Here is a 20,733-nt window from a genome sequence, read left to right on the forward strand (position 1 = left end):
TCTACTCCTCTGTGAACATCTTGCGCAGGCCGGGGCGCCGGGGAGCCGCCGACGCCTGCGACCACGCGGCGAGCGCGGCCACGGTCGGCAGGTCGAAGACCTTTCGGATGGGGATCTCGATCCCCAGGACGGCGCGGGCGCGGCTGATCAGCCGGGTGGCGAGCAGGGAGTGCCCGCCGAGTTCGAAGAAGCCGTCGTCGACGCCGACGCGGTCCACCCCGAGCACTTCGGCGAAGAGCGCGGCCAGGGCCTCCTCGCGGGCGGTGCCAGGGGCCCGGTAGGCGGCGCCCGCGTACTGCGGTTCGGGCAGCGCGGCCCGGTCCAGCTTGCCGTTCGGGGCGAGCGGCAGCCGGTCGAGGGGAACGAAGGCGGACGGCACCATGAAGTCCGGCAGCCGCCGCGCGACGAAGTCGTGCAGTTCCTCCGCCCCGGGTCCCGCGCCGGGGTCGGCGGGCACCGCGTACGCGACCAGCCGTTTGCCGGTGCCGCGGTCGTCGCGGGCGACGACGGCGGCCCGGACGACGCCGGGGTGCGCGAGGAGCGCTGCCTCGACCTCGGCGGGCTCGATCCGGAAGCCGCGCACCTTGACCTGGGCGTCGCCGCGTCCCACGTACTCCAGTCGGCCGTCCGCGTCGAGGCGCACGAGGTCGCCGGTGCGGTACGCGCGCGCACCGGCCGGGCCGAACGGGTCGGCGACGAAGCGCTCCGCGGTGAGTGCGGCGCGGCCGTGGTAGCCGCGGCCCACCAGCCCTCCGACGTACAGTTCGCCGACCGCGCCCGGTGGCACCGGGGCCAGGCCGGGGCCGAGCACGTAGGCGCGCATGTTGCCGAGCGGGGTGCCGACGGGCGCGCTGCCGGCCGGGACGGGGGCGTCGCCCTCGACGGTGAAGGCGGTGGCGTAGAAGGATTCGCTCTGCCCGTACGCGTTGACGATCCGTACGCCGGGGAACGCGGCGCGCGTCCGGTCGACGAGCGAGGAGGGCAGTGCCTCGCCCGCGAAGACGACCGTCTCCACCCGGGTGCGGTCGCGGATGTCGTCGACGAGTTCGGCGAAGGCGGACGGCACGGTGGAGATGACGTCGCCGCTCCAGCCCCGGGGGCCGGCCAGGGCCAGGACGTCCTGGACGACCTCGACGACGCCGCCGGTGGCGAGGGTCGTGAAGATCTCGAACGCCGAGACGTCGAAGTTGACCGACGTGCCCGCCAGGAGCCGCTTGCCCGGCTCCAGGCCGACGCGGGAGGCCAGCCGCAGTACGCCGTTGGCCACGCCCTCGTGGGTGATGGCGACGCCCTTGGGCTTGCCCGTGGAGCCCGAGGTGTACATCACGTACGCCAACTGCTTGGCGTGGAGGGCGAGTTCGAGTGGTTCCGCGGCGCCGGAGAGGTCGAGCGCGTCGAGGAGCACGTCCGGGGCCGCGTGCTCGGGCAGCGCCGCGGCCGTGGCGGAGTCCGTCAGGACCAGGTGCGGCCGTGCCTCGTCGAGGACGGCCGCCAGCCGGTGTCCGGGGTACGCGGGGTCGACCGGCAGGTAGGCGCCGCCCGCCTTGAGCACCGCGAGCAGGGCGACCACCAGGTCGGCGGAGCGCGGCAGCGAGACCGCCACCACCGACTCGGCGCCCACGCCGCGGTCGGCCAGTTCGCGCGCCAGCCGGTCGGCCCCCGCGTTCACCTCGCGGTACGTGAGCGACCTCTCCCCCGCGACCACGGCGATCTCGTCCGGGCGCTCCGCCGCCCGCGCCTCGACGAGCCCGGTGACCGTGACGTCCGGGGTCGGGACGGCCGTGTCGTTGAACTCGACGAGGAGGCGGTGGCGTTCGGCCGGCTCCAGCACGTCGAGCCGGGCGACCGTCCGCGCGGGGTCGGCCGCCATCTGCTCCAGGACGCGCACGAACCGGGAGGCGTACGCGGCGACCGCGTCCCGGTCGAAGGCGCCGGGCGTGTACTGGAGAAGGAACGTGAGGTTCTTCTCGACGGCCGCCATCAGGGCCAGCGGGTAGTGCGTGCCGTTGGACGGGCGCAGGCCGGTGATGGCGATGCCGTCCGCCGCCTCGGTGGCGGCGCCGATGCCCTCCTCGTCGACCGGGTACGACTCGAAGACGACCAGCGAGTCGAAGAGGGTCGGCAGGCCGACGGCCTGCTGGATCTCGGTGAGGCTGTGGTGGTGGTGTTCGAGGAGGGCGGCCTGCCGGTCCTGCAGGCGGGTGAGCAGTGCGGCGAGGGTGTCGCCCGGCGCGTACGCGACGCGCACGGGGAGGGTGTTGATGAACATGCCGACCATCGACTCGACGCCCGCGACCGCGGCCGGGCGCCCGGAGACGGTCGCGCCGAACACCAGGTCCTGGCGGCCGGTGAGCTGGCCGAGCAGCAGGGCCCAGGCGCCCTGCACCACGGTGTTGATGGTGACGCCCAGCTCGGCGGCGCGCCGGTGGAGCGCGGCGGACAGGTCGGCCGGGAGGCCGATCTCGATCTGGTCGAGGCCGTCCTCGATCCCGGCTCCGGGAGCGATCAGGGTCGGCTCGTGGACCCCGGCCAGTTCGGCGGCCCAGGCGCGGGCCGCCTCCTCGCGGTCCTGCCGCGCGTACCAGGCGAGGAACTCGCCGTAGCCGCGGGTGGCGGGCAGGCCCGTCGCGTCGCCGCGGGAGCCGTAGAGCCGGAGCAGGTCCTGGAGCATCAGGGGCGCGGACCAGCCGTCGGCCAGCGCGTGGTGGACGGTCATCACGAGTTCGGCGCGGCCGGCCCCGAGGGTGACCAGTGCCAGCCGGATCAGCGGCGGGGCGGCCACGTCGAAGTGGGCCGTGCGGTCCTCGGTGAGGAAGCGCTCGAACGTCCCGGTCCGCTCCTCCTCGCCGTGCCCGCTCAGGTCGAGGTGGCGCCACGGCAGGGTCGTGCTGGCCGCCGGGACCACCTGGACGAGGTCGCCGTCGGCCCGGTCGACGAACGCGGCCCTGAGGCCGGCGTGGCGTTCGAGCAGCGCCTGTCCCGCCCGGTGCATGCGCTCCGGGTCGACGTCGCCCGAGAGGTGGAACACGAGCTGCACGTGGTAGGCGTCGAAGGACGACCCCGCCAGCATCGAGTGGAAGATGATCCCGGACTGCGCCGGGGTCACCGGCCACACCTCGGCCAGGTGGCCGAACCGCTCCTCCCAGGCGTCGATCTCCTGCTGGCCCACGTCGACCAGCCGCGCGTCCGACGGGGTCAGTCCGCCGGCCCCGGGGGTCGCGGCGTGCCGGGCGAGCGCGGTGAGCGCCTCCACCCACAGTCCGGCCAGTTCGGTGACCTCGTCCCGGGAGAGCAGCCCGGTGGGGAAGCCGAAGTACGCGGTCAGCTCCTCGCCCGCGGGCGTGGCGCCGGCCACCGCGTTGATCTCCAGGGCGGACATCACCGGCATGTCGGCGTCGGGCGCGGCGATCAGGTCGGGGCTGCTGCCGTCCGGGGTCCAGCCCCGGTCCCGCGGGTCGCCCGACGCGGCCCCGCCGGAGGTGCGGCCCAGGTAGTTGAACCCGATCTGCGGTTCCCCGCCGGTGTGCAGCGCGGCGGCGGTCTCCGGGTTGAGGTGGCGGAGCAGGCCGAAGCCGATGCCGTCGCCCGGCACCTCCCGCAGCTGTTCCTTGACCGTCTTGACCGCCCGGCCGATCGCCGGGCCGCCCGCGAACGCGTCCGCGAGGTCGAGGCCGGTCACGTCGAGGCGCACCGGGTACATCGCGGTGAACCAGCCGACCGTGCGCGACAGGTCGGCGCCGGGCACCGCGTCCTCCTCGCGCCCGTGTCCCTCCAGCCTGACCAGCGCGGACGAGGCGGGCACGCCGCGCGTCGCGCGCCACCGCGCCAGTGCCAGGGCGAGGGCGGCCAGCAGCCCGTCGTCGACACCGCCGCGGAAGACCGCGGGCACCTTGGTCAGCACGGCCTCGGTGACGTCGGCCGGCACCTGGACGCGCACCGTGTCCACGGTGGCGGTGACGTCGACCGCCGGGTCGGGCCGACGCGCGCCGAGCACCGGCTCGTCGCCGCTCAGGATGCGCTGCCACACGGGCAGTTCGGCGACCCGCTCGGGCCTGACCGCCTCGGCGGCGAGGGCGTGCGCCCAGCGGCGCAGCGAGGTGCCCCCGGCCGCGGGCGGCTCGGTGCGGCCCTCCTGGACCTGCTGCCAGGCCGAGGCGAACTCCGGTACGAGCAGTCGCCACGACACTCCGTCGACGACGAGGTGGTGCAGCACGACCAGCAGCCGGTCAGCGCCGGTGCCGGTGTCCGCGCCGGTGCCGGTGCCGGTGTCCGAGGTGAACCAGACGAACTGCGCCATGACGCCCGCCTCGGGGGCGAGCCGGTCGGCGGCCGCGTCCAGTTCGGCGTGCGCGTCGGCGCCGGCCCAGGGGACCTCGCGCAGCAGCGCGTCGGCGTCCACGCTGCCGGGCTCCCCGATCGACAGGCCCCGTCCCGCCCGGTCCAGCCGGGCGCGCAGCGCGTCGTGCCGGTCGAGCACGGTCCGCACCGTGGCCACCAGGCCCGCGCGGTCGATGCCTTCGGGCAGCGTCAGCATCATGGACATGTTGAGCCGGTCGAGGCCGCCGCCGAGTCCGAGCACGTGCGCCGCCGTCGGCATGAGCGGGGCCCAGCCGGTGCCCGCGCCCGGCAGCTCGGCCAGGGCGACGCGGTCGTCCGCGCGGCCCTCGACCAGTTCCGCGAGCCGGGCGACCGTGCGCAGCTCGAAGATCTCCCGGGTGCTGACCTCGATGCCGCGCGCCCTGGCGCGGGCGACGATCTGGATGGAGCGGATGCTGTCCCCGCCGCTGGCGAAGAAGTCGTTGTCGATGCCGACGCCGTCCACGCCGAGCACTTCGGCGAACAGCGCGCCGAGGACCTCCTCCACCTCGTTGCGCGGCGCACGGCCGGTCGACGCCCGCCCCTGGTCGGGTGCGGGCAGCGCCCGCTGGTTCAGCTTCCCGTTGGGAGTCAGGGGCAGCTCGGAGAGCGGCACGAACGCGGGCGGGACCATGTAGTCGGGCAGCCGCTCGCGCAGGTACGCGGGCAGTTCCTTGAGGAGCGGGCCGATCGACCTGGCAAGCGCGGGGTCGTTGGCCAGGGCCCGGCCGGTCGCGGCGCCGGGCACGAACGCGCCCGTGACGCCCCGCGGCCCGGTCCGCCGACCGGTCAGCAGCACCGCGTCGAAGCACCTGGGGTCCTCGCCCGACGGGGTGAGGACCACCTCGCGGCCGTGCTCGTCAGCCCACCGGGCCAGGTCCTGCGGGTCGACCGGCGCACCGCTCCTCGACGCCAGGGGGAGCAGGCCGGTCGCCGCGACGAGGGCGGCCTCCTCGACGAGGCGCGCGTTGGGCACGCCGGTGACCCGCACCGGGCCGTCCGCCCGGTCCGCGAGGAGGCCGAGGTCGGCCGTCGTGTGGACGTGCTCGCCCCACGGCACCGAGGGCGCGCCGGTCACGTCGAGGACGTCGGCGGAGCGGCTGTGCAGGACCACCTCGTAGCGGTGCCTGGTCAGTTCGTTGTGGGCGCGCCCCGGCTTCACCCGGATGTCGACGTCCACGTCGGCGGGCGCGCCCGCCGACCACCGGGTGAACCACTCGGGGGCGATGGTCAGTTCCCGCTCGGCCAGCAGCTCGCGCTGCACCAGCGTGCGCAGTTCGTCGTACGAGGCGTGCGGGTGTGCCGCGCGCTGCACGGCGGCCTGCATGAAGCCGCGCGTGGTGGCGCTGCGGACGTCGCCGACGACGATGCGGCCGCCGGGCGCGAGCAGTTCCAGCGCCCCGCGCAGCACCTGGTCGAGGTAGTCGACGTTCGGGAAGTACTGCACCACCGAGTTGAGCACGATGGTGTCGAACCGGCCGCGCGGCAGGCCCTCGACGTCGTCGGCGGGCCGGGCGCTGACCCGGACCCGGTCGCCGTGTCCGGCCTCTTCGGCCTGGGCCCGGACGCGCTCCACCACCGTGGCGGAGATGTCGGTGCCGTAGTACTCCTCCACCTCGCCGACGATCTGCGCGAGGAGCAGGCCCGAGCCCACGCCGATCTCCAGCAGCCGCCGCGGCGCGAACCGCAGCACCTGGGCCACCGCCGCGTCCTGCCACTCGCGCATCTGCTCGATCGGGATCGGCTCGCCCGTGTAGCTGGAGTTCCAGCCCTGGAAGTCGTCGCCGAGCGTGCCGTCGCTGGATTCGGTGTAGCTGTCGTCGTAGAGGTCGCGCCACTCGTCCACCTGCGCGTCGGCGACGTCGGCCGCGGCGTACGGCTCGGGGACCAGGTAGCCGACGAGCTGCTTGTCGCCCTGCGGGGTCTCGCGCACCACGGCCGCCGCCTGCGCCACGCCGGGGTGGGTGGTGAGCGCGTGCTCGATCTCGCCGAGTTCGATGCGGAAGCCGCGGATCTTGACCTGGAAGTCGGTGCGGCCGAGGTACTCCAGCTCGCCGTCCCTGTTCCAGCGCACGAGGTCGCCCGAGCGGTACATCCGGGTGCCGGGCGCGCCGAAGGGGTTGGCGACGAACCGGTTCGCGGTCAGCGCGCCCTGCCCCAGGTAGCCGCGGGCGAGGCCGGGTCCCGCGATGTAGAGCTCGCCCGCGACGCCGGGGGCGACCGGGCGCAGCGCCGTGTCCAGCACGTACACCTGGCTGTTGGCGACGGGCCTGCCGATCGGCGGGGTGCGGCCGTCGCCGGTCATCGGGGCGCTCATGGCGGCGCAGACGGTGATCTCCGTCGGCCCGTAGCCGTTGACCATCCGGCGTCCGGCCGACCACTGCGCCACCAGCTCGGGCGAGGAGGCCGAACCGCCGACGACCAGGGTCCGCACGCTCGGCAGTGAGCCGACGGGCAGCGCCGCGAGCACCGCGGGCGGCAGCGTCGCGTGCGTGACGCCGTGTGCGGCGACCGTGCTGACCAGGGGTTCGCCCGCGGCCAGTGCGTCCTGGTCCGCCAGGACCAGCCGGGCTCCGGCGAGGAGCGACATGCCCCACTCCCAGAGCGAGGCGTCGAAGCTCGGTGAGGCGAACTGCAGCACGCGGCTGTCCGGCGTCACCGCGAGGCGTTCGGTCTCCGTGGCGACCAGGGCGGCCATGCCCGCGTGGCTGACCGCCACGCCCTTGGGCCGCCCCGTGGAGCCCGAGGTGTAGATGACGTACGCCGTGTTGGCCACCGCCACCGGGGCGCCGCGGTCGGCGTCGGTCACCGGGCCGGGGTCGGCGTCGGCCAGTGCCGCGACCACGTCGGGGTCGTCCAGGCGGACCACGGGCGCGGCCAGTTCGGGCAGGTTCCGTGCCGACGCCGCGTCGGCGAGCACCAGCAGCGCCTTCGCGTCGGTGACCATGAACGCCAGCCGCTCGGCCGGATAGGCGGGGTCCACGGGCAGGTACGCACCGCCCGCCTTCAGCACGGCGAGGATGGCCACCACCCACTCGGGCGACCGGGAGAGGGCCACGGCGACCACCGTCTCGCGCGTCACGCCGCGTGCGGTCAGCACCCGTGCGAGGCGGTTGGCCCGCTCGTCCACCTCCCGGAACGTCAGGGCCGTGTCGCCGCGCACCACGGCCACGGCGTCCGGCGTCGCGACGGCACGCTCCGTGAAGAGCGCGTCGACGGTCCGCTCGGGCACGTCCGCCACGGTGTCGTTGGCCCCGCGCAGCAGCCAGTCGCGCTCGTCGGCCGAGAGCACGTCGATGGAGCCGATCGGCACGGCCGGGTCCGCCAGCACCTGCTCCAGGATGCGGACGAACCGCTCGACGATCCGCTCGGCCGTGCCGTGGTCGAACAGGTCCGTCGCGTATTCGAGGAGGCCGTGGGTGCCGCCGGACGCGTTCGGGACGATGTTGATGAGCAGGTCGAACTTGGCGGTGCCGGTGGCGGCCGGCACGGGGGTGACCCGCAGGCCCGGCATCTCTATCTCGCCCCACACGAACTGCCAGCCCAGCGCCGACTGGAACAGCGGCATGTAGGCGCTGGTGCGCTCCGGGTTGAGCAGTTCCACCAGCCGCTCGAACGGCACGTCCTGGTTGTCGTACGCGGTGAGGGCCTTGTCGCGGACCTGCTCCAGCAGGTCGCCGAAGGACGGGTTGCCCGACAGGTCGGCGCGCAGCACCCAGGTGTTGACGAAGAACCCGATCAGGTCGTCGAGCTGTTCGTCGCCGCGGCCTTCGATGGGGCTGCCGATCGGCACGTCCTCGCCGGCGCCCAGCTTGTTCAGGAGCACGGCCAGCGCGGCCTGGGCCACCATGGGCGCCGTGGCGCCGCGCTCGGCGGCCAGTTCGTCGAGCCGGGCCATCAGCTCGGCCGACAGCCGGAAGGGCACCTCGCCGCCGCGGTGGCTGGCCGTGGCCGGGCGGGGCCGGTCGAGCGGCAGCTGCAGCGGCTGCGGTATCTCGGCCAGCTCCTTCTTCCAGTAGGCGAGCTGCTCGGCGATGGTGCTCTCCGGGTCGTCCTCGTCGCCCAGCACCTGCCGCTGCCACAGCGTGTAGTCCTTGTACTGGACCGGCAGCGGCGCCCAGTCCGGCGCGCCGCCGCCGAGACGGGCCGTGTACGCCGACACCAGGTCCCTGACGAACGGCGCCACCGACGACCCGTCCGCGGCGATGTGGTGGAACACGAACACCAGGACGTGCTCCCGCGGGGAGACGCGCAGCACGGTCGTCCGCAGGGGGAGGTCGGTGTCCAGGTCGAACGGCTCGCGCCCGGCCTCGTGCAGGGCGGCGTCCACCTCGTCGGCGGCCACCTCGACCACGCGGAAGACGAAGGACGCCTCGTCCGGCGGCAGGATCCGCTGCTCCGCCGTGCCGTCCGCGTTCTCGGCGACCAGGGTGCGCAGGCTCTCGTGCCGGTCGGTCACGTCGGTGACCGCGGCGGCCAGGGCCGCCGTGTCCAGTGTCCCTTCCAGGCGCAGCACGAAGGGGACGTTGTAGGTCGCGGACGGGCCCTCCAGCTTGTGGAGGATCCACATCCGGCTCTGGGCGAAGGACAGCGGGATCATCGACGGGTCTCCTGTACGTTCATCGGGCGCAGCCTGGGGCGTTTCGACGTGGCCAACTTCTCGATCTGCTCCGCCAGTCGGGCGACGGTCGGATTGCGGAACACCGTCGTGACCTTCACGTCCGCGTTCAGCTCGCTGCGGATGCGGCCGACCAGCCGGGTGGCCAGCAGCGAGTGCCCGCCGAAGTCGAAGAAGTCGACGTCGATGCCGATCCCGTCGGCGCCGAGCAGTTCGCCGAACAGCCGGCAGAGGACTTCCTCGTGGTGGTTGCGCGGCCCCCGGCCCGCGGCGGCCCCGGTGTGTTCCGGTGCGGGGAGCGCGTTGCGGTCGAGCTTCCCGGTCGGGGTGGTGGGGAACGCGGCGAGCGGTACAAGGGCCGAGGGGACCATGTACTCCGGGAGCCGCCGCTTGAGCAGTTCCGTCAGGGCCCCGGTGTCGAGCGCCGCCGGGTCGGTGCCGCCGGCCGTCAGGACGTAGGCGACCAGCCGCTGGTCGCCCGTGCGGTCCTCGCGGACCAGGGCCACCGCGTTGTCGACGTCCGGGTGCGCGGTCAGCGCGTTCTCGATCTCGCCGAGTTCGATGCGGAAGCCGCGGACCTTGACCTGGAAGTCGATGCGGCCCAGGTACTCGACCTGGCCGCCGTCGCTCCAGCGCACCAGGTCGCCGGTGCGGTACATCCGGGTGCCGGGCCCGCCGAAGGGGTTGGCGACGAACCGGTTCGCGGTCAGCGCGCCCTGGCCCAGGTAGCCGCGGGCCAGGCCGGTGCCCGCCAGGTACAGCTCGCCCGGCACCCCGGGCGGGACCGGGCGCAGCGCCGCGTCCAGCACGTACACCTGGGTGTTCCAGACCGGCGCGCCGATCGGCACCCGGTCGGAGCCCGGCACGTGCTGCCACGCGGTGACCTCGACGGACGCCTCGGTGGGTCCGTAGAGGTTGTGCACGCCGCAGTCCGGCAGCAGTTCGGCGACCTTGTTGGCGAGCGCGGGCGGGAAGGCCTCGCCCGCGACCTCGATCCAGCGCAGGCTGTGGCACTGCTTCACGGCGGGCTCTCCGGCGAACACCTCCAGCAGGGAGGGCACGAAGTCGGCGCCGGTCACCCCTTCGCGCTGGATCAGCTCGGCCAGGTAGGCCGGGTCGCGGCGCCCGTCGGGGCGGGCGATCACCACGGCGGCGCCGACCTGGAGGGGTGCGAACAGTTCGGGGACCGAGACGTCGAAGCTCGCGGACGTGCTGAGCAGCACCCGGTCGTCGGGGCCGACGTCGAAGTGCGCCAGGCCCCACGCGAGCCGGTTCGCGATCGACCGGTGGGAGACCTGCACGCCCTTGGGGCCGCCGGTGGAGCCCGAGGTGAAGATGACGTAGGCGGCGTTGTCGGGCGACAGCGTCCGAGCGGGGTTCGCGGTCGGGTACCCGGACACGTCGGGGAGCGTCCCGTCGAGCACGAGCAGGGGCGCCGCGCGGTCCAGCACGTGCCGCACCCGGTCGTCGGGCAGCTCGGTGTCGATGGGCACGTAGGCCGCGCCCGCCTTGACGACCGCGTGGATCGCCACCATCAGGTCGACGGAGCGCGGGATGCGCACCGCGACCAGTCGCTCGGGGCCCGCGCCCCGCTCGACCAGCCAGTGCGCCAGTTGGTTGGCGCGGCGGTTGAACTCGCCGTACGTCAGCGTCTCCCGTTCGCCGATCAGGGCCACGCGCCCGGGGTCGCGCTCCGCCTGGGCCTCGAAGGAGTCCGGCAGGGTCGTCGCCGCCAGGGGGCGTGCCGTGTCGTTGACCCCGCGCACCAGCCGGTCCCGCTCGTCGGGGGAGAGCACGTCGACGGCGCCGACCCGTACGGCCGGGTCCGCCAGCACCTGGTCGAGCACCCGGACCAGCCGGGTCGCGATCAGCTCGGCCTCCTCCCGGCGGTAGAGGTTCTTCTGGTAGTCGAGGGAGGTCCGCAGGTAGGGGTCGGACGCGTTGAGGGTGAGCGGGTAGTGCGAGCCCGCGAACGGCCGGACGGCGTCGATCGAGAACCCGGCGGCGGTGTTCGCGTCGACGATGCCCGCCCGGTCGATGGGGTAGTTCTCGAACACCACGATCGTGTCGAAGAGGGCGGGCAGCCCGACGTCGCGCTGGATGTCGGCGAGCCCGTAGTAGTGGTGGTCGAGCAGCGCGGTCTGCCGCTCCTGGAGGCCGGTGACGACCTGTGCGACGCTCTGGTCGGGTCGGCAGGACGCCCTGGTCGGCAGGGTGTTGATGAACAGGCCGACCATTTCGTCCGAGCCGGGCAGCTCGGGCGGCCGACCGTTGACGGCGGCGCCGAACACCACGTCGGACCGGCCGGTCAGCTTGGCGAGCAGGATCGCCCACGCGCCCTGGAGCAGCGTGTTGAGCGTGACGCCGAGTTCCGCGGCGCGCCGGGCGAGCGCGCGGCCCTTGTCGACGGAGAGCGGCACCTCGACGCGTCCGAGGGAGGACACCTCCTCCTGTACGGAGGCGCTCGGGGCCACCAGGGTCGGCTGTTCGAAGCCGTCGAGTTCGGCGCTCCAGCGGGCGGCGGACTCCTGCCGGTCGCGGGTGGACAGCCAGGTCAGGTAGTCGCCGTAGCCGCGGACCGGGCCGAGGTCCCCGGTCGCCGCGTACAGCCGGATCAGGTCGCGGATCACCAGCGGCGACGACCAGCCGTCGAACAGGGTGTGGTGCGCCGTGATGACGAGCTTCGCCCGCTGCGGCCCGCAGGTGAGCAGCGCGAGGCGCATCAGCGGCGGTTCCAGCGGGTCGAGCCGGTCGGCCCGGTCGTCGGCGAGGACCAGGTCGAGCGCCGCGTCCTGCTCGGCGGGGGTGCGGCCGGTGAGGTCGACGTGCTGCCAGGGCAGGGTGACGTGTTCGGGCAGGACCTGTACGGGGGAGCCGTCGGCCGCGGCGAGGAACGCGGAGCGCAGGTTCGGGTAGCGGCCGAGCAGGGCCTGTCCCGCCGCCCGCATGCGCCCGGGGTCCACGGTGCCGGACAGGTGGAGCACGAACTGCATGTGGTAGACGTCGAAGGAGCCGTCGGCGAGCGCGGCCTCGAACTGGATGCCGGACTGTCCGGGGGCCTGCGGCCACACTTCGGCGAGCCGTCCGTAGCGCTGTTCCCAGGCCTCGATCTCGTCCAGCCGCACCGAGACCAGCGGGGCGTCGGACGGCGTGAGGCCGCCGGGGTGCGGCCGGGCGGCGTGCGCGGCCAGGCCGTGCAGCGCCCGCACCCACAGCTCGGCCAGTTCGGCGGTCCGCTCGCGGGTCAGCAGCCCGGTGGGGAACATGAAGACGGTCCGGAGCCGGGTGCCGTCGGGGGCGTCGGTGGCGACCGAGTTGACTTCGAGCGCGGACAGCGCGGGCAGGTCGGGGTCGGGCAGCGCGATCAGCTCGGTGGACCAGGGGGCCGGGACCCAGCCGTCGGCGCGCAGGTGCTCGGGCACGTCGGCGTCGGAGATCCGGCCGAGGTAGTTGAAGCCGATCTGCGGCGCCGGGTGGTCGGCGAGCTGCTCCGCCGCGTCGGGGTTCAGGTGGCGCAGCAGTCCGTAGCCGATGCCCTTGTCGGGGACGGCGCGCAGCTGCTCCTTGACCAGCTTGACCGCCGTTCCCGCGGCGGGTCCGCCGGCCAGCGCGTCGGCCGCGTCCACGCCCCGCACGTCGATGCGGGCCGGGTACATGCTGGTGAACCAGCCGACGGTGCGGGAGAGGTCGGCGCCGGGGACGACGTCCTCCTCGCGGCCGTGCCCTTCGAGGCGGACCAGGGTGGAGCCGTCGGCGCCGCGCCACTGGTCGACGGCGAGGGCGAGCGCCGCGAGCAGCACGTCGTTCGCGGTGCCCCGGAAGGCCGTGGGGAGCGTGGTCAGCACCGCTTCGGTGACGTCGGCGGGCAGTTCCACCCGTACGGTGTCGACCGTGGACCACACGTCCACCGCCGGGTCGAAGGCGCGGGCGCCCAGCAGCGGGTCGGGCGCTTCGAGCAGGTCCCGCCAGTACGCCAGTTCCGCCTCGCGCTCCTCGGTGAGCGCCTCGTCCTCCAGCGCGGCGGCCCAGCGGCGGGCCGACGTGCCGACCGGGGGCAGCTCGGGCGCCTTGCCCGCGCGGACCTGCTGCCAGGCCTCGGCGAGGTCCGACATGAGGATGCGCCAGGAGACGCCGTCCACCGCCAGGTGGTGCACCACCACGAGGAGGCGGCCCTCGCCCGACGGCGCGGCGAACCAGACGAAGTCCGCCATGGTCCCGGCCCGGGGGGCGAGGCGGCCCACCGAGGCGTGCAGCTGCGCCTTCGCCGCCTCCAGCGCGGCGGGCTCGTCCCAGCGGCCGTCGCAGTCGACCCGGTGGATCAGGTCGGCGGCCCGTACGGACCCCTTGGGGCGTACGTCGAGCGAGGGCTCCTCGCCCGGCACCAGGCGGGCGCGCAGCAGGTCGTGCCGGTCGAGCACGGCGTCCAGCGTCGCGGCGAGGCCGTCCGCCGTGATGCCCGCGGGCAGTTCGAGGACCATCGACATGGCGAACCGGTCGGTGCCGCCGCCGCGGGCGAACACGTGCCGCGCGACCGGCGGCAGCGGCATCGGCCCGACGCCGCCGGTCGCGTCCTCGGCGAGCACGGGCGCCCGGTCCCGGCGGGCGGCGGCGAGTTCGGCGAGGCGGGCCGCCGTGCGGCACTCGAAGATCTCCCGGGTGGTGAGCTCGACGCCCCGGGCGCGGGTGCGGGCGACCACCTGGATGGAGCGCAGGCTGTCCCCGCCGACCGCGAAGAAGTCGTCGTCGATGCCGACCCGCTCCACGCCGAGCACGTCCGCGTAGGCCGCGGTGATGACCGTCTCGGCCTCGGTGCGCGGCTCCCGGTACGCCTCGCCGGTGAACTCGGGCTCGGGCAGGGCCGCGCGGTCCAGCTTGCCGGTCGGGCCGAGCGGCAGCCTGCCGAGGGCGACGAAGGCGGAGGGCACCATGTAGTCGGGCAGCCGGGTCGCGACGATCTTGCGCAGGTCGGCGGCCGACGCGCCGGCCATCACGTCCACGTCGCCGATGCCGCCCGCGCCGTCGTCGCCGACGGCGCCTTCGCCGGTGTGCACCACGTAGGCGACGAGCCGCCGCCCGCCCGAGGGGGCTTCGCGGCCGACCACCACGGCCTCGCTGATGCCGGGTATCGCGGTGAGCGCGGCCTCGACCTCGGCCGTCTCGATGCGGAAGCCGCGCACCTTGACCTGGCCGTCGTCGCGGCCCAGGCACTCCAGTCGGCCGTGCGCGTTCCAGCGGGCCAGGTCGCCCGTGCGGTACATGCGCTCGCCCGGGGCGCCGTAGGGGTTCGCCACGTACCGCTCGGCGGTCAGGCCGGGGCGGCCGTGGTAGCCGCGGCCCAGGCACGTGCCCGCCACGTACAGCTCGCCGACCGCGCCCTGCGGCAGCGGGGCGAGTCCGGGGCCGAGCACGTGGGCGCGCATGTTGCCCAGCGGGGTGCCGATGGGGGCGACGTCGCCGTCCGCCCACTCCCCGGCGCCCTCGAAGGTGAACGCGGTGGCGTAGAAGCTCTCGCTCTGTCCGTACGAGTTGACGATCCGCGCGCCGGGCAGTGCCTCGCGGACCTTGCGCACCAGCTGGGCGGGGAGCACGTCGCCCGCGAACACGACCGTGCGCACGTGGGGCGCCCCGCCCAGCTGGCCGACGAGTTCGCCGAGCACCGAGGGGACCCCGCTGATCACGTGGCCGTCCCAGCCGTCGCGCTCGCCGAGCGCCAGCGCGTTCGGCACGAGTTCGGCGGTGCCGCCGGTGGACAGGGCGGTCAGCAGCTCGAAGACGGAGACGTCGAAGTTGACGGAGGTGCCGGCCAGCATCTTCCAGCCGGGCGGCACGTCGCCCAGGACGCGCACCAGTTCGCGCACGCCGTTGACGACGCCCCGGTGGGTGATGGAGGCGCCCTTCGGCTTGCCGGTGGAGCCCGAGGTGTACATGACGTACGCGAGGTTGTCCGGGCCGGGCCGCGCGGCGGCGGCCCCCTCGTCCCCGGCGGCCGCCCAGCGGGCGCGGTCGTCGAGGTCGACGACCGCCATGTCGTGGGGCGGCAGGTCGCGGGCCGTCGCGGTGTCGGTGAGCACGAAGCGCGGGCGGGCCTCGGACAGCACGCTCTCGGCGCGTCCCGCCAGGTACTGCGGGTCCATCGGCAGGTATCCGGCGCCGGACTTGAGGATGCCGAGCAGCCCGGCCACCAGGTCCTCGGTGCGCGGCAGCGCGAGGACCACCAGGTCCTCGGGGCCCGCGCCCCGGCGCGTCAGCTCCCGGGCGACGGCGTCGGCGCGCCCGTCCAGCTCCCGGTAGGTCAGCGTCCGGTCCTCGCACACGAGCGCCGGGGCGTCGGGCGTCCTGGCGACCTGGCTCTCGAAGAGTTCGGGGACGGTCAGTTCGGGCAGGGCGACGGCGGTGTCGTTGAACCGGACGAGCAGTCGCTCCCGCTCGGCCGCGTCGAGCACGTCGATGCCGCCGATGCGGCGCTCCGCGTCGGCCACGAGCCGCTCCAGGACGCGGACGAAGCGCCGCGCGAGCACCTCGACGGTGTCCCGGTCGAACAGGTCGCTGCGGTACTCCAGGCGGCACCGCGCCCCGCCCGACTCCTGCGGGATCAGGTCGAAGAACAGGTCGAACTTGGCCGTGCGGGTCTCCAGCCGCTCGGGCACGGCGACGAGGCCGGGGAACCGGGGCTCGGGGATGGCCGGCTGCCAGGCGAGCATCACCTGGAAGAACGGGTTGTAGGCGGTGGAGCGGTCCGGGTTCAGCAGCTCCACCAGCCGCTCGAACGGCATGTCCTGGTGGTCGTACGCGGCGAGCGCCCGCTCCCGCACCCGCTGGAGCAGGTCGTGGAAGGTCGGGTTGCCGGAGAGGTCGACGCGCAGCACCCAGGTGTTGACGAAGAACCCGACGAGTTCGCGCAGTTCCTCGTCGGTGCGGCCCGCGATCGGCGCGCCGACGGGGATGTCGTCGCCGCAGCCGAGGTGGTGCAGCAGGACCGCGAGGGCGGAGTGCATGACCATCGAGACCGTGGTGTCGGCCCGCGCGGCGAGCTTCTCCACGGAGCGCAGCAGCTCGGGGTCGATGGCGAACGGGACCATGTCGCCGTGGTGGCTCATCGACTTCGGGCGGGGGCGGTCGGTGGGCAGCGCGAGCGGCTGCGCCAGGTCGGCCAGGGCCCCGCGCCAGTAGTCCAGTTGGCGGGCCGCGAGGCTGTCCGGGTCGGACTCGTCGCCGAGCACGTCCCGCTGCCACAGCGTGTAGTCCGCGTACTGGACGGGCAGCGGCTCCCAGTCGGGGGCCCCGCCCTCGCGGCGGGCCGTGTAGGCGGTGATGAGGTCGCGGCACAGCGGCCTGAAGGACTCGCCGTCCACGGCGATGTGGTGCATGACCAGGACCAGGGTGTGGTCGTCGGGCGCCGACCTGACGAGGGTGGCGCGGATCGGCAGGTCGGCGGCCAGGTCGAAGGTCGCGGTGGCGGCCTCGTCGACGGCGGCGGCCCGCTCCCGTTCCGTCGCGGCCGCCACCCGCCGCAGCGCGGTCCGCGCCCGGTCCAGGGGCAGCACCCGCTGGTGCGGGACGCCGTCGTCGTCCTCGACGACGACCGTGCGCAGTGCCTCGTGGCGGCCGACGACGTCGCGGAGCGCCGCTTCGAGCGCGTCGACGGCCGGCTCACCGGTGAGCCGCAGGGCGAGGGCGCCGTTGTAGGTCGGGGAAGGACCTTCGAACCGGTCCACGAACCACAGTCGACGCTGCGCGAACGACAACGGAATCATTGGGTCTCCAAAATCGGCGGGGCCACCAGGGAGCGAGCCGTCGCTCAGCTCTGGTCGAGCAGCGTCAAGAGTTCGGTGTTGTAGAAGTCGTCGATGGAGCAGGCGCCCGACAGCGTCGAGAAGTACCGGTCGATCAGCTCTTGGTGGCCGACCAGCTTCCGCAGCAGTTCGGCCCGTCCCTCGGGCTTGAGTTCGGCCACGTTGAGCGCGCCCTGGTAGTGGCTGAGCGCCTCGCCGTCCAGGTCGTCCTCGTAGCCGCGCAGCGCGTCCTCCAGCGCGGCGTCGTCGTGCAGGGACTGTCCGATGCGGTCGGTGAGCGACTGGGCCTGTACGAAGGCCTCGGTGATGCCGCGGGCGGTGATGGAGTCCTTGTGGTTCACCGCGTCGCCGACCAGCGCCCACCCGGGCCCGTAGGCCTTGCGGAAGTAGTTCTCCTGGTGGCCGGTGCCGTACAGCTGCTCCTCGCGCCTGCCCGCCCGCATCCGCTCGTACAGTTCGGGCGCCGTCGTGCGGAAGGCGTCGAGGTAGAAGGGCTCCGCGTCCTTGCGCACCCCGGAGAACTCGTCCTGCGGGAAGTACGTCATGAGGAGCGTGAGGTCGTCGTTGGTGGGGATGACGCCGATCCAGCGGCCCGGCCGCTCGTACAGCTCGAAGTGGGCGGGGACCCCGGACCAGTAGCTGTAGTAGGCGCAGGTCATGCGCGGGTGCTCGATGACGTTCGGTGCGCCCGTCTTGCGGGCCACCAGCGAGCGCATGCCGTCCGCGCCGACGACCAGGCGCGCCCGGTCCTCGGCGACGGCGCCGTTCGGCGTGGTGTACCGCACCCCGACGACCCGGTCGCCCTCGAACACCAGGTCGTTGACCGCGCAGCCCTCGCGGAAGTCCACGCCGGCCGCGGCCGCGCCCTCCGCGAGGATCGGGTCGAGCACGTACCGGCGGGGCGCGTAGGTGGTGCGCTGGCCGTCGATCGGCAGCGAGAAGCCGTCGATGCGCACGCCGGGCGACTCGTAGCTCTGGTGGTCGATCGGCCGGCAGCCCGCCGCGCGGAGCCGGTCGAGCAGTCCCCACCGGTGGAGCAGGGCCACGCCCTGCGTGTGGATGTAGTGCGAGGACAGGGTGTCCTGCGGAAAGCGCGCCTTCTCCAGGAGCAGCACGCGGTAGCCCTGACGGGCGAAGAGCATGGCCGTCGGCGAACCCGCGCAACGGGCACCTATGACAATCACGTCGTACATGGCGCCTCTCTTGCCTGATGGCGTAGAAGAAGAAGTGGGCCGGGCCCCGTCAGGGGGCCACCGCGCGCTGGGATTCGATGTAGGCGGAGATGGCCGCCACGGTCGGGTTGAGGTACATCTGGTCCACCGGGACCTCGGCGCCCAGTTCCTCGAAGAACGCGCCCTGGATCCTGACCATGACCACGGACTGGCCGCCCAGGGCGAAGAAGTCGTCGTCGGGCGCTATGTCGTCGCGGCCGAGTTCCCGGCACCAGATGGCGCGCACCTCGTCGGCGATCATCGTGTTCCTTCCGTTTGTCATCGAGGGGGGGGCCGACTAGGCGGTGGCGCCGCTGACGGCGTACCGGTCCCGGTGCGCGTCGCGCAGCGCGGCGCGGTCGACCTTTCCGTGCGGGCTCAGCGGGAGGCTCGGCACGCGGACGAACGCGGCCGGGACCATGTTCCGCGGCAGGGTCGCGAGGAGGCCGGTGCGCAGTTCGTTCTCGTCGAGGTCCCCGTCCGCCGGGACGACGAACGCGATCAGCTCGGCGTCGCCGGATCCGGTGTGCGTGACCACGACGGCGGCCTCGCGGACCCCGGCGAGCCTGCCGAGCGCGCGCTCCACGTCGGTGGGGTCGATGCGCATGCCCCGCACTTTGACCTGCGCGTCCAGCCGTCCCGCGACGACGAGTTCGCCGTCCTCGGTCACCCGGCCGCGGTCGCCCGTGCGGTAGATCCTGACCGGCTCGCCCTCGGCGACGATCGTCGTGAACTTCGCGTTCTCGGGGCCCGTGCCGCCCAGGTAGCCCGCGCCGACGCCGGCCCCCGCGATGCAGACCTCGCCGTACTCCCCCACCCCGACGCCGACCAGCCGCTCGTCCAGGAGGTGGATGTCGGTGTTGTGGGCGGGCCTGCCGACCGGGGCGACGTCGTGGTCGCCCAGCCGGTGTCCCGCGAGGTCGTAGGAGGTCGCGACGTCGGTGCACTCGGCGACGCCGTACTGGTGCAGGAGGGTGCAGGTGTTGCCCTCGCGCCGCGCCCAGGGCGCGAGGCGCTCGAACTTCAGCGGCTCCCCGCCGAAGAGCACGTAGTCCAGCCGGGCGAGCGCGTCGCCGCCGCGCGCGGTCTCCCAGTCGATCAGCACGTACAGCGTGCTGGAGGCGCAGTGCACCACGCGCACGTCGTGGTCGGTCAGGGCGCGGTAGGCCATCATGGCGTCGAAGTTCCGGCTCGGCAGCAGGTGCTGGGTCGCGCCGCAGAACAGCGGTGTCATCAGGGAGCGCTGGGAGAGGTCGAAGCCGAAGGCGCTGACGACCAGGTGGTGCGATCCGCTGTGCAGGCCGTACTCGATCCGCAGCCAGTTCATCAGGTTGAACCAGCCCTCGTGCCGCACCGCGGTCAGCTTCGGCGTGCCGGTCGACCCCGACGTGAAGACCGCGTAGCAGAGGTCGTCCCCGGTGACCTCGACCCCGGGTCCCGTCGCCGGGAGGTCCGCCAGCTGCCCGGCGAGCCGCTGGAGGTCGACGGTCTCGACGCCCGCCGACCCGACCATCGGGGCGGTCTCGGGGGAGGCCACGATGAGCGCGAGACCGGGTACGTGGCCCAGCAGCAGTTCGAGGCGCGCCGCCGGGTAGGCCGGGTCGAAGGGCACGTAGGCCGCGCCCGCCTTCAGGGTGCCGAGGATCGCGACGAGCATGTCGGTCGAGTAGTCGAGGCAGACGCCGACCTTGGCGCCCCGGCCGTGGCCGCGTGCGAGGAGGAAGCGGGCGAACCGGTTGGCCGCCGCGTCCAGTTCCGCGTACGTGGTGCCGCGGCCCGCGCAGACGACCGCGACGGCGTCGGGGGCGGCCGCGGCGTGCGCCTCGAACTGCCGGTGGACGACGGGTGCCGGGGGCAGGGCGACCCGCTTTCCCTTGAGGATCATCAACTGACTCCGATGTGAGAGGGGGGCGAGGGCTCCGGGAGGTCAGGCGGTCAGCCGGTCCGGGGTCTGCCGCTCGACGGTTTCGAGTACCTGGGTGACCCACTCGCCGACGGGCAGGCCGTGCGCGGCCGCGGCCCGCGCGTAGTGCTCCAGCTGGCTGGTGGACAGCTCGATGGTCAGGGTGGTGACCTTCTGCCTGCGCTTGCCCGCGGCCGCCGAATCGGCCAGCCTCGGCACGTCCCGGTTCTGCCCGTCGCCGTCGGCGGGGGCCCTGGGCGTCTCGCTCTGCGCGGCCAGGCTGGCGCGGACCATCCTGCGCAGCTCGTTGCGCGACCAGTTCTGCTGCTCGGCCTTGCGCAGCCAGTAGTCCTGCTCGGGCGGCGCCAGGCGGGCCACCTCGGCGTGGTGGGCGAAGCTGAGCGCGGCCCTCCTGCGCGAGTGGTCGAACCGCCGTCCCACCCACGCGTAGTTGCGCAGGGTCTGGTAGTCGAGCCCGGTCCGCTCGATCGCCTCCTTGTACCGCCGCCAGCCGTAGGTGGCCTCCCCGAAGGTCAGCCAGTCGGCGAGCCACCACGCGGAGGAGTTCGCCAGTCCGCGCAGGTTGGTCCCGATGCGTTCCCAGGCCCGCTCCGGGAGGTTCGCGGGGAGGACCATCCCCAACTCGTGCACCTCGGCCTGCGTCCCCAGGAGGGACAGGACGGCTTCGTGCCGCACGGGCTCACCGCCGTTGTCCACCGGTCCCGCGCTCGCGGTTCTCACAGCGCCCCTCACGACCTTCAACTCCCAACTCAAAAGTGTGTGCCCGGACGTGGACCGGACGTCGGCGGGACGTCGGCGGGACGTCCGGGCGGCGATCACTGTCGTGCGGGG

6 protein-coding genes are annotated in these 20,733 nt (G+C 74.0%); all 6 read right to left on the reverse strand.

Features of this window, described 5'->3' with window-relative positions; genetic code table 11:
• Position 1 precedes the first annotated feature (1 nt).
• The 6 genes from ACIBNE_RS33985 to ACIBNE_RS34010 are packed head-to-tail and all read right to left on the reverse strand — an operon-like array spanning position 2 to position 20,622.
• Complete coding sequence (locus tag ACIBNE_RS33985) at positions 2–8,956, reverse strand: amino acid adenylation domain-containing protein (protein ID WP_399278553.1); 8,955 nt, start codon at positions 8,954–8,956, stop codon at positions 2–4.
• Entirely contained in the window at positions 8,953–16,728 is a 7,776-nt protein-coding gene (locus ACIBNE_RS33990) for an amino acid adenylation domain-containing protein (protein WP_399278554.1), read from the reverse strand. The genes ACIBNE_RS33985 and ACIBNE_RS33990 overlap by 4 nt, the downstream gene beginning before the upstream one ends.
• 44 nt (positions 16,729–16,772) lie before the next feature.
• A complete protein-coding gene (locus tag ACIBNE_RS33995) occupies positions 16,773–17,960 on the reverse strand; it encodes an NAD(P)/FAD-dependent oxidoreductase (RefSeq protein ID WP_399278556.1) in 1,188 nt (395 codons plus the stop codon).
• A gap of 49 nt (positions 17,961–18,009) precedes the next feature.
• The gene (locus tag ACIBNE_RS34000; protein WP_399278558.1) at positions 18,010–18,240 is read right to left on the reverse strand and encodes an acyl carrier protein; all 231 of its coding nucleotides are present in this window, start codon (positions 18,238–18,240) and stop codon (positions 18,010–18,012) included.
• Between the two features lie 36 nt (positions 18,241–18,276).
• Entirely contained in the window at positions 18,277–19,863 is a 1,587-nt protein-coding gene (locus ACIBNE_RS34005) for an amino acid adenylation domain-containing protein (protein WP_399278560.1), read from the reverse strand.
• 42 nt (positions 19,864–19,905) lie between these two features.
• Complete coding sequence (locus ACIBNE_RS34010; protein ID WP_399278562.1) at positions 19,906–20,622, reverse strand: LmbU family transcriptional regulator; 717 nt, start codon at positions 20,620–20,622, stop codon at positions 19,906–19,908.
• Positions 20,623–20,733: the final 111 nt, after the last annotated feature.

This window comes from Streptomyces sp. NPDC050504 (assembly GCF_044458065.1).
GTDB lineage: Bacteria > Actinomycetota > Actinomycetes > Streptomycetales > Streptomycetaceae > Streptomyces.

What these genes read in the sequence shown, in the direction of transcription:
- ACIBNE_RS33985 (WP_399278553.1), bottom strand. Translation starts at nt 8,956, where the DNA reads ATGATCCCGCTGTCCTTCGCCCAGAGCCGGATGTGGATCCTCCACAAG.
- ACIBNE_RS33990 (WP_399278554.1), bottom strand. Translation starts at nt 16,728, where the DNA reads ATGATTCCGTTGTCGTTCGCGCAGCGTCGACTGTGGTTCGTGGACCGG.
- ACIBNE_RS33995 (WP_399278556.1), bottom strand. Translation starts at nt 17,960, where the DNA reads ATGTACGACGTGATTGTCATAGGTGCCCGTTGCGCGGGTTCGCCGACG.
- ACIBNE_RS34000 (WP_399278558.1), bottom strand. Translation starts at nt 18,240, where the DNA reads ATGATCGCCGACGAGGTGCGCGCCATCTGGTGCCGGGAACTCGGCCGC.
- ACIBNE_RS34005 (WP_399278560.1), bottom strand. Translation starts at nt 19,863, where the DNA reads ATGATCCTCAAGGGAAAGCGGGTCGCCCTGCCCCCGGCACCCGTCGTC.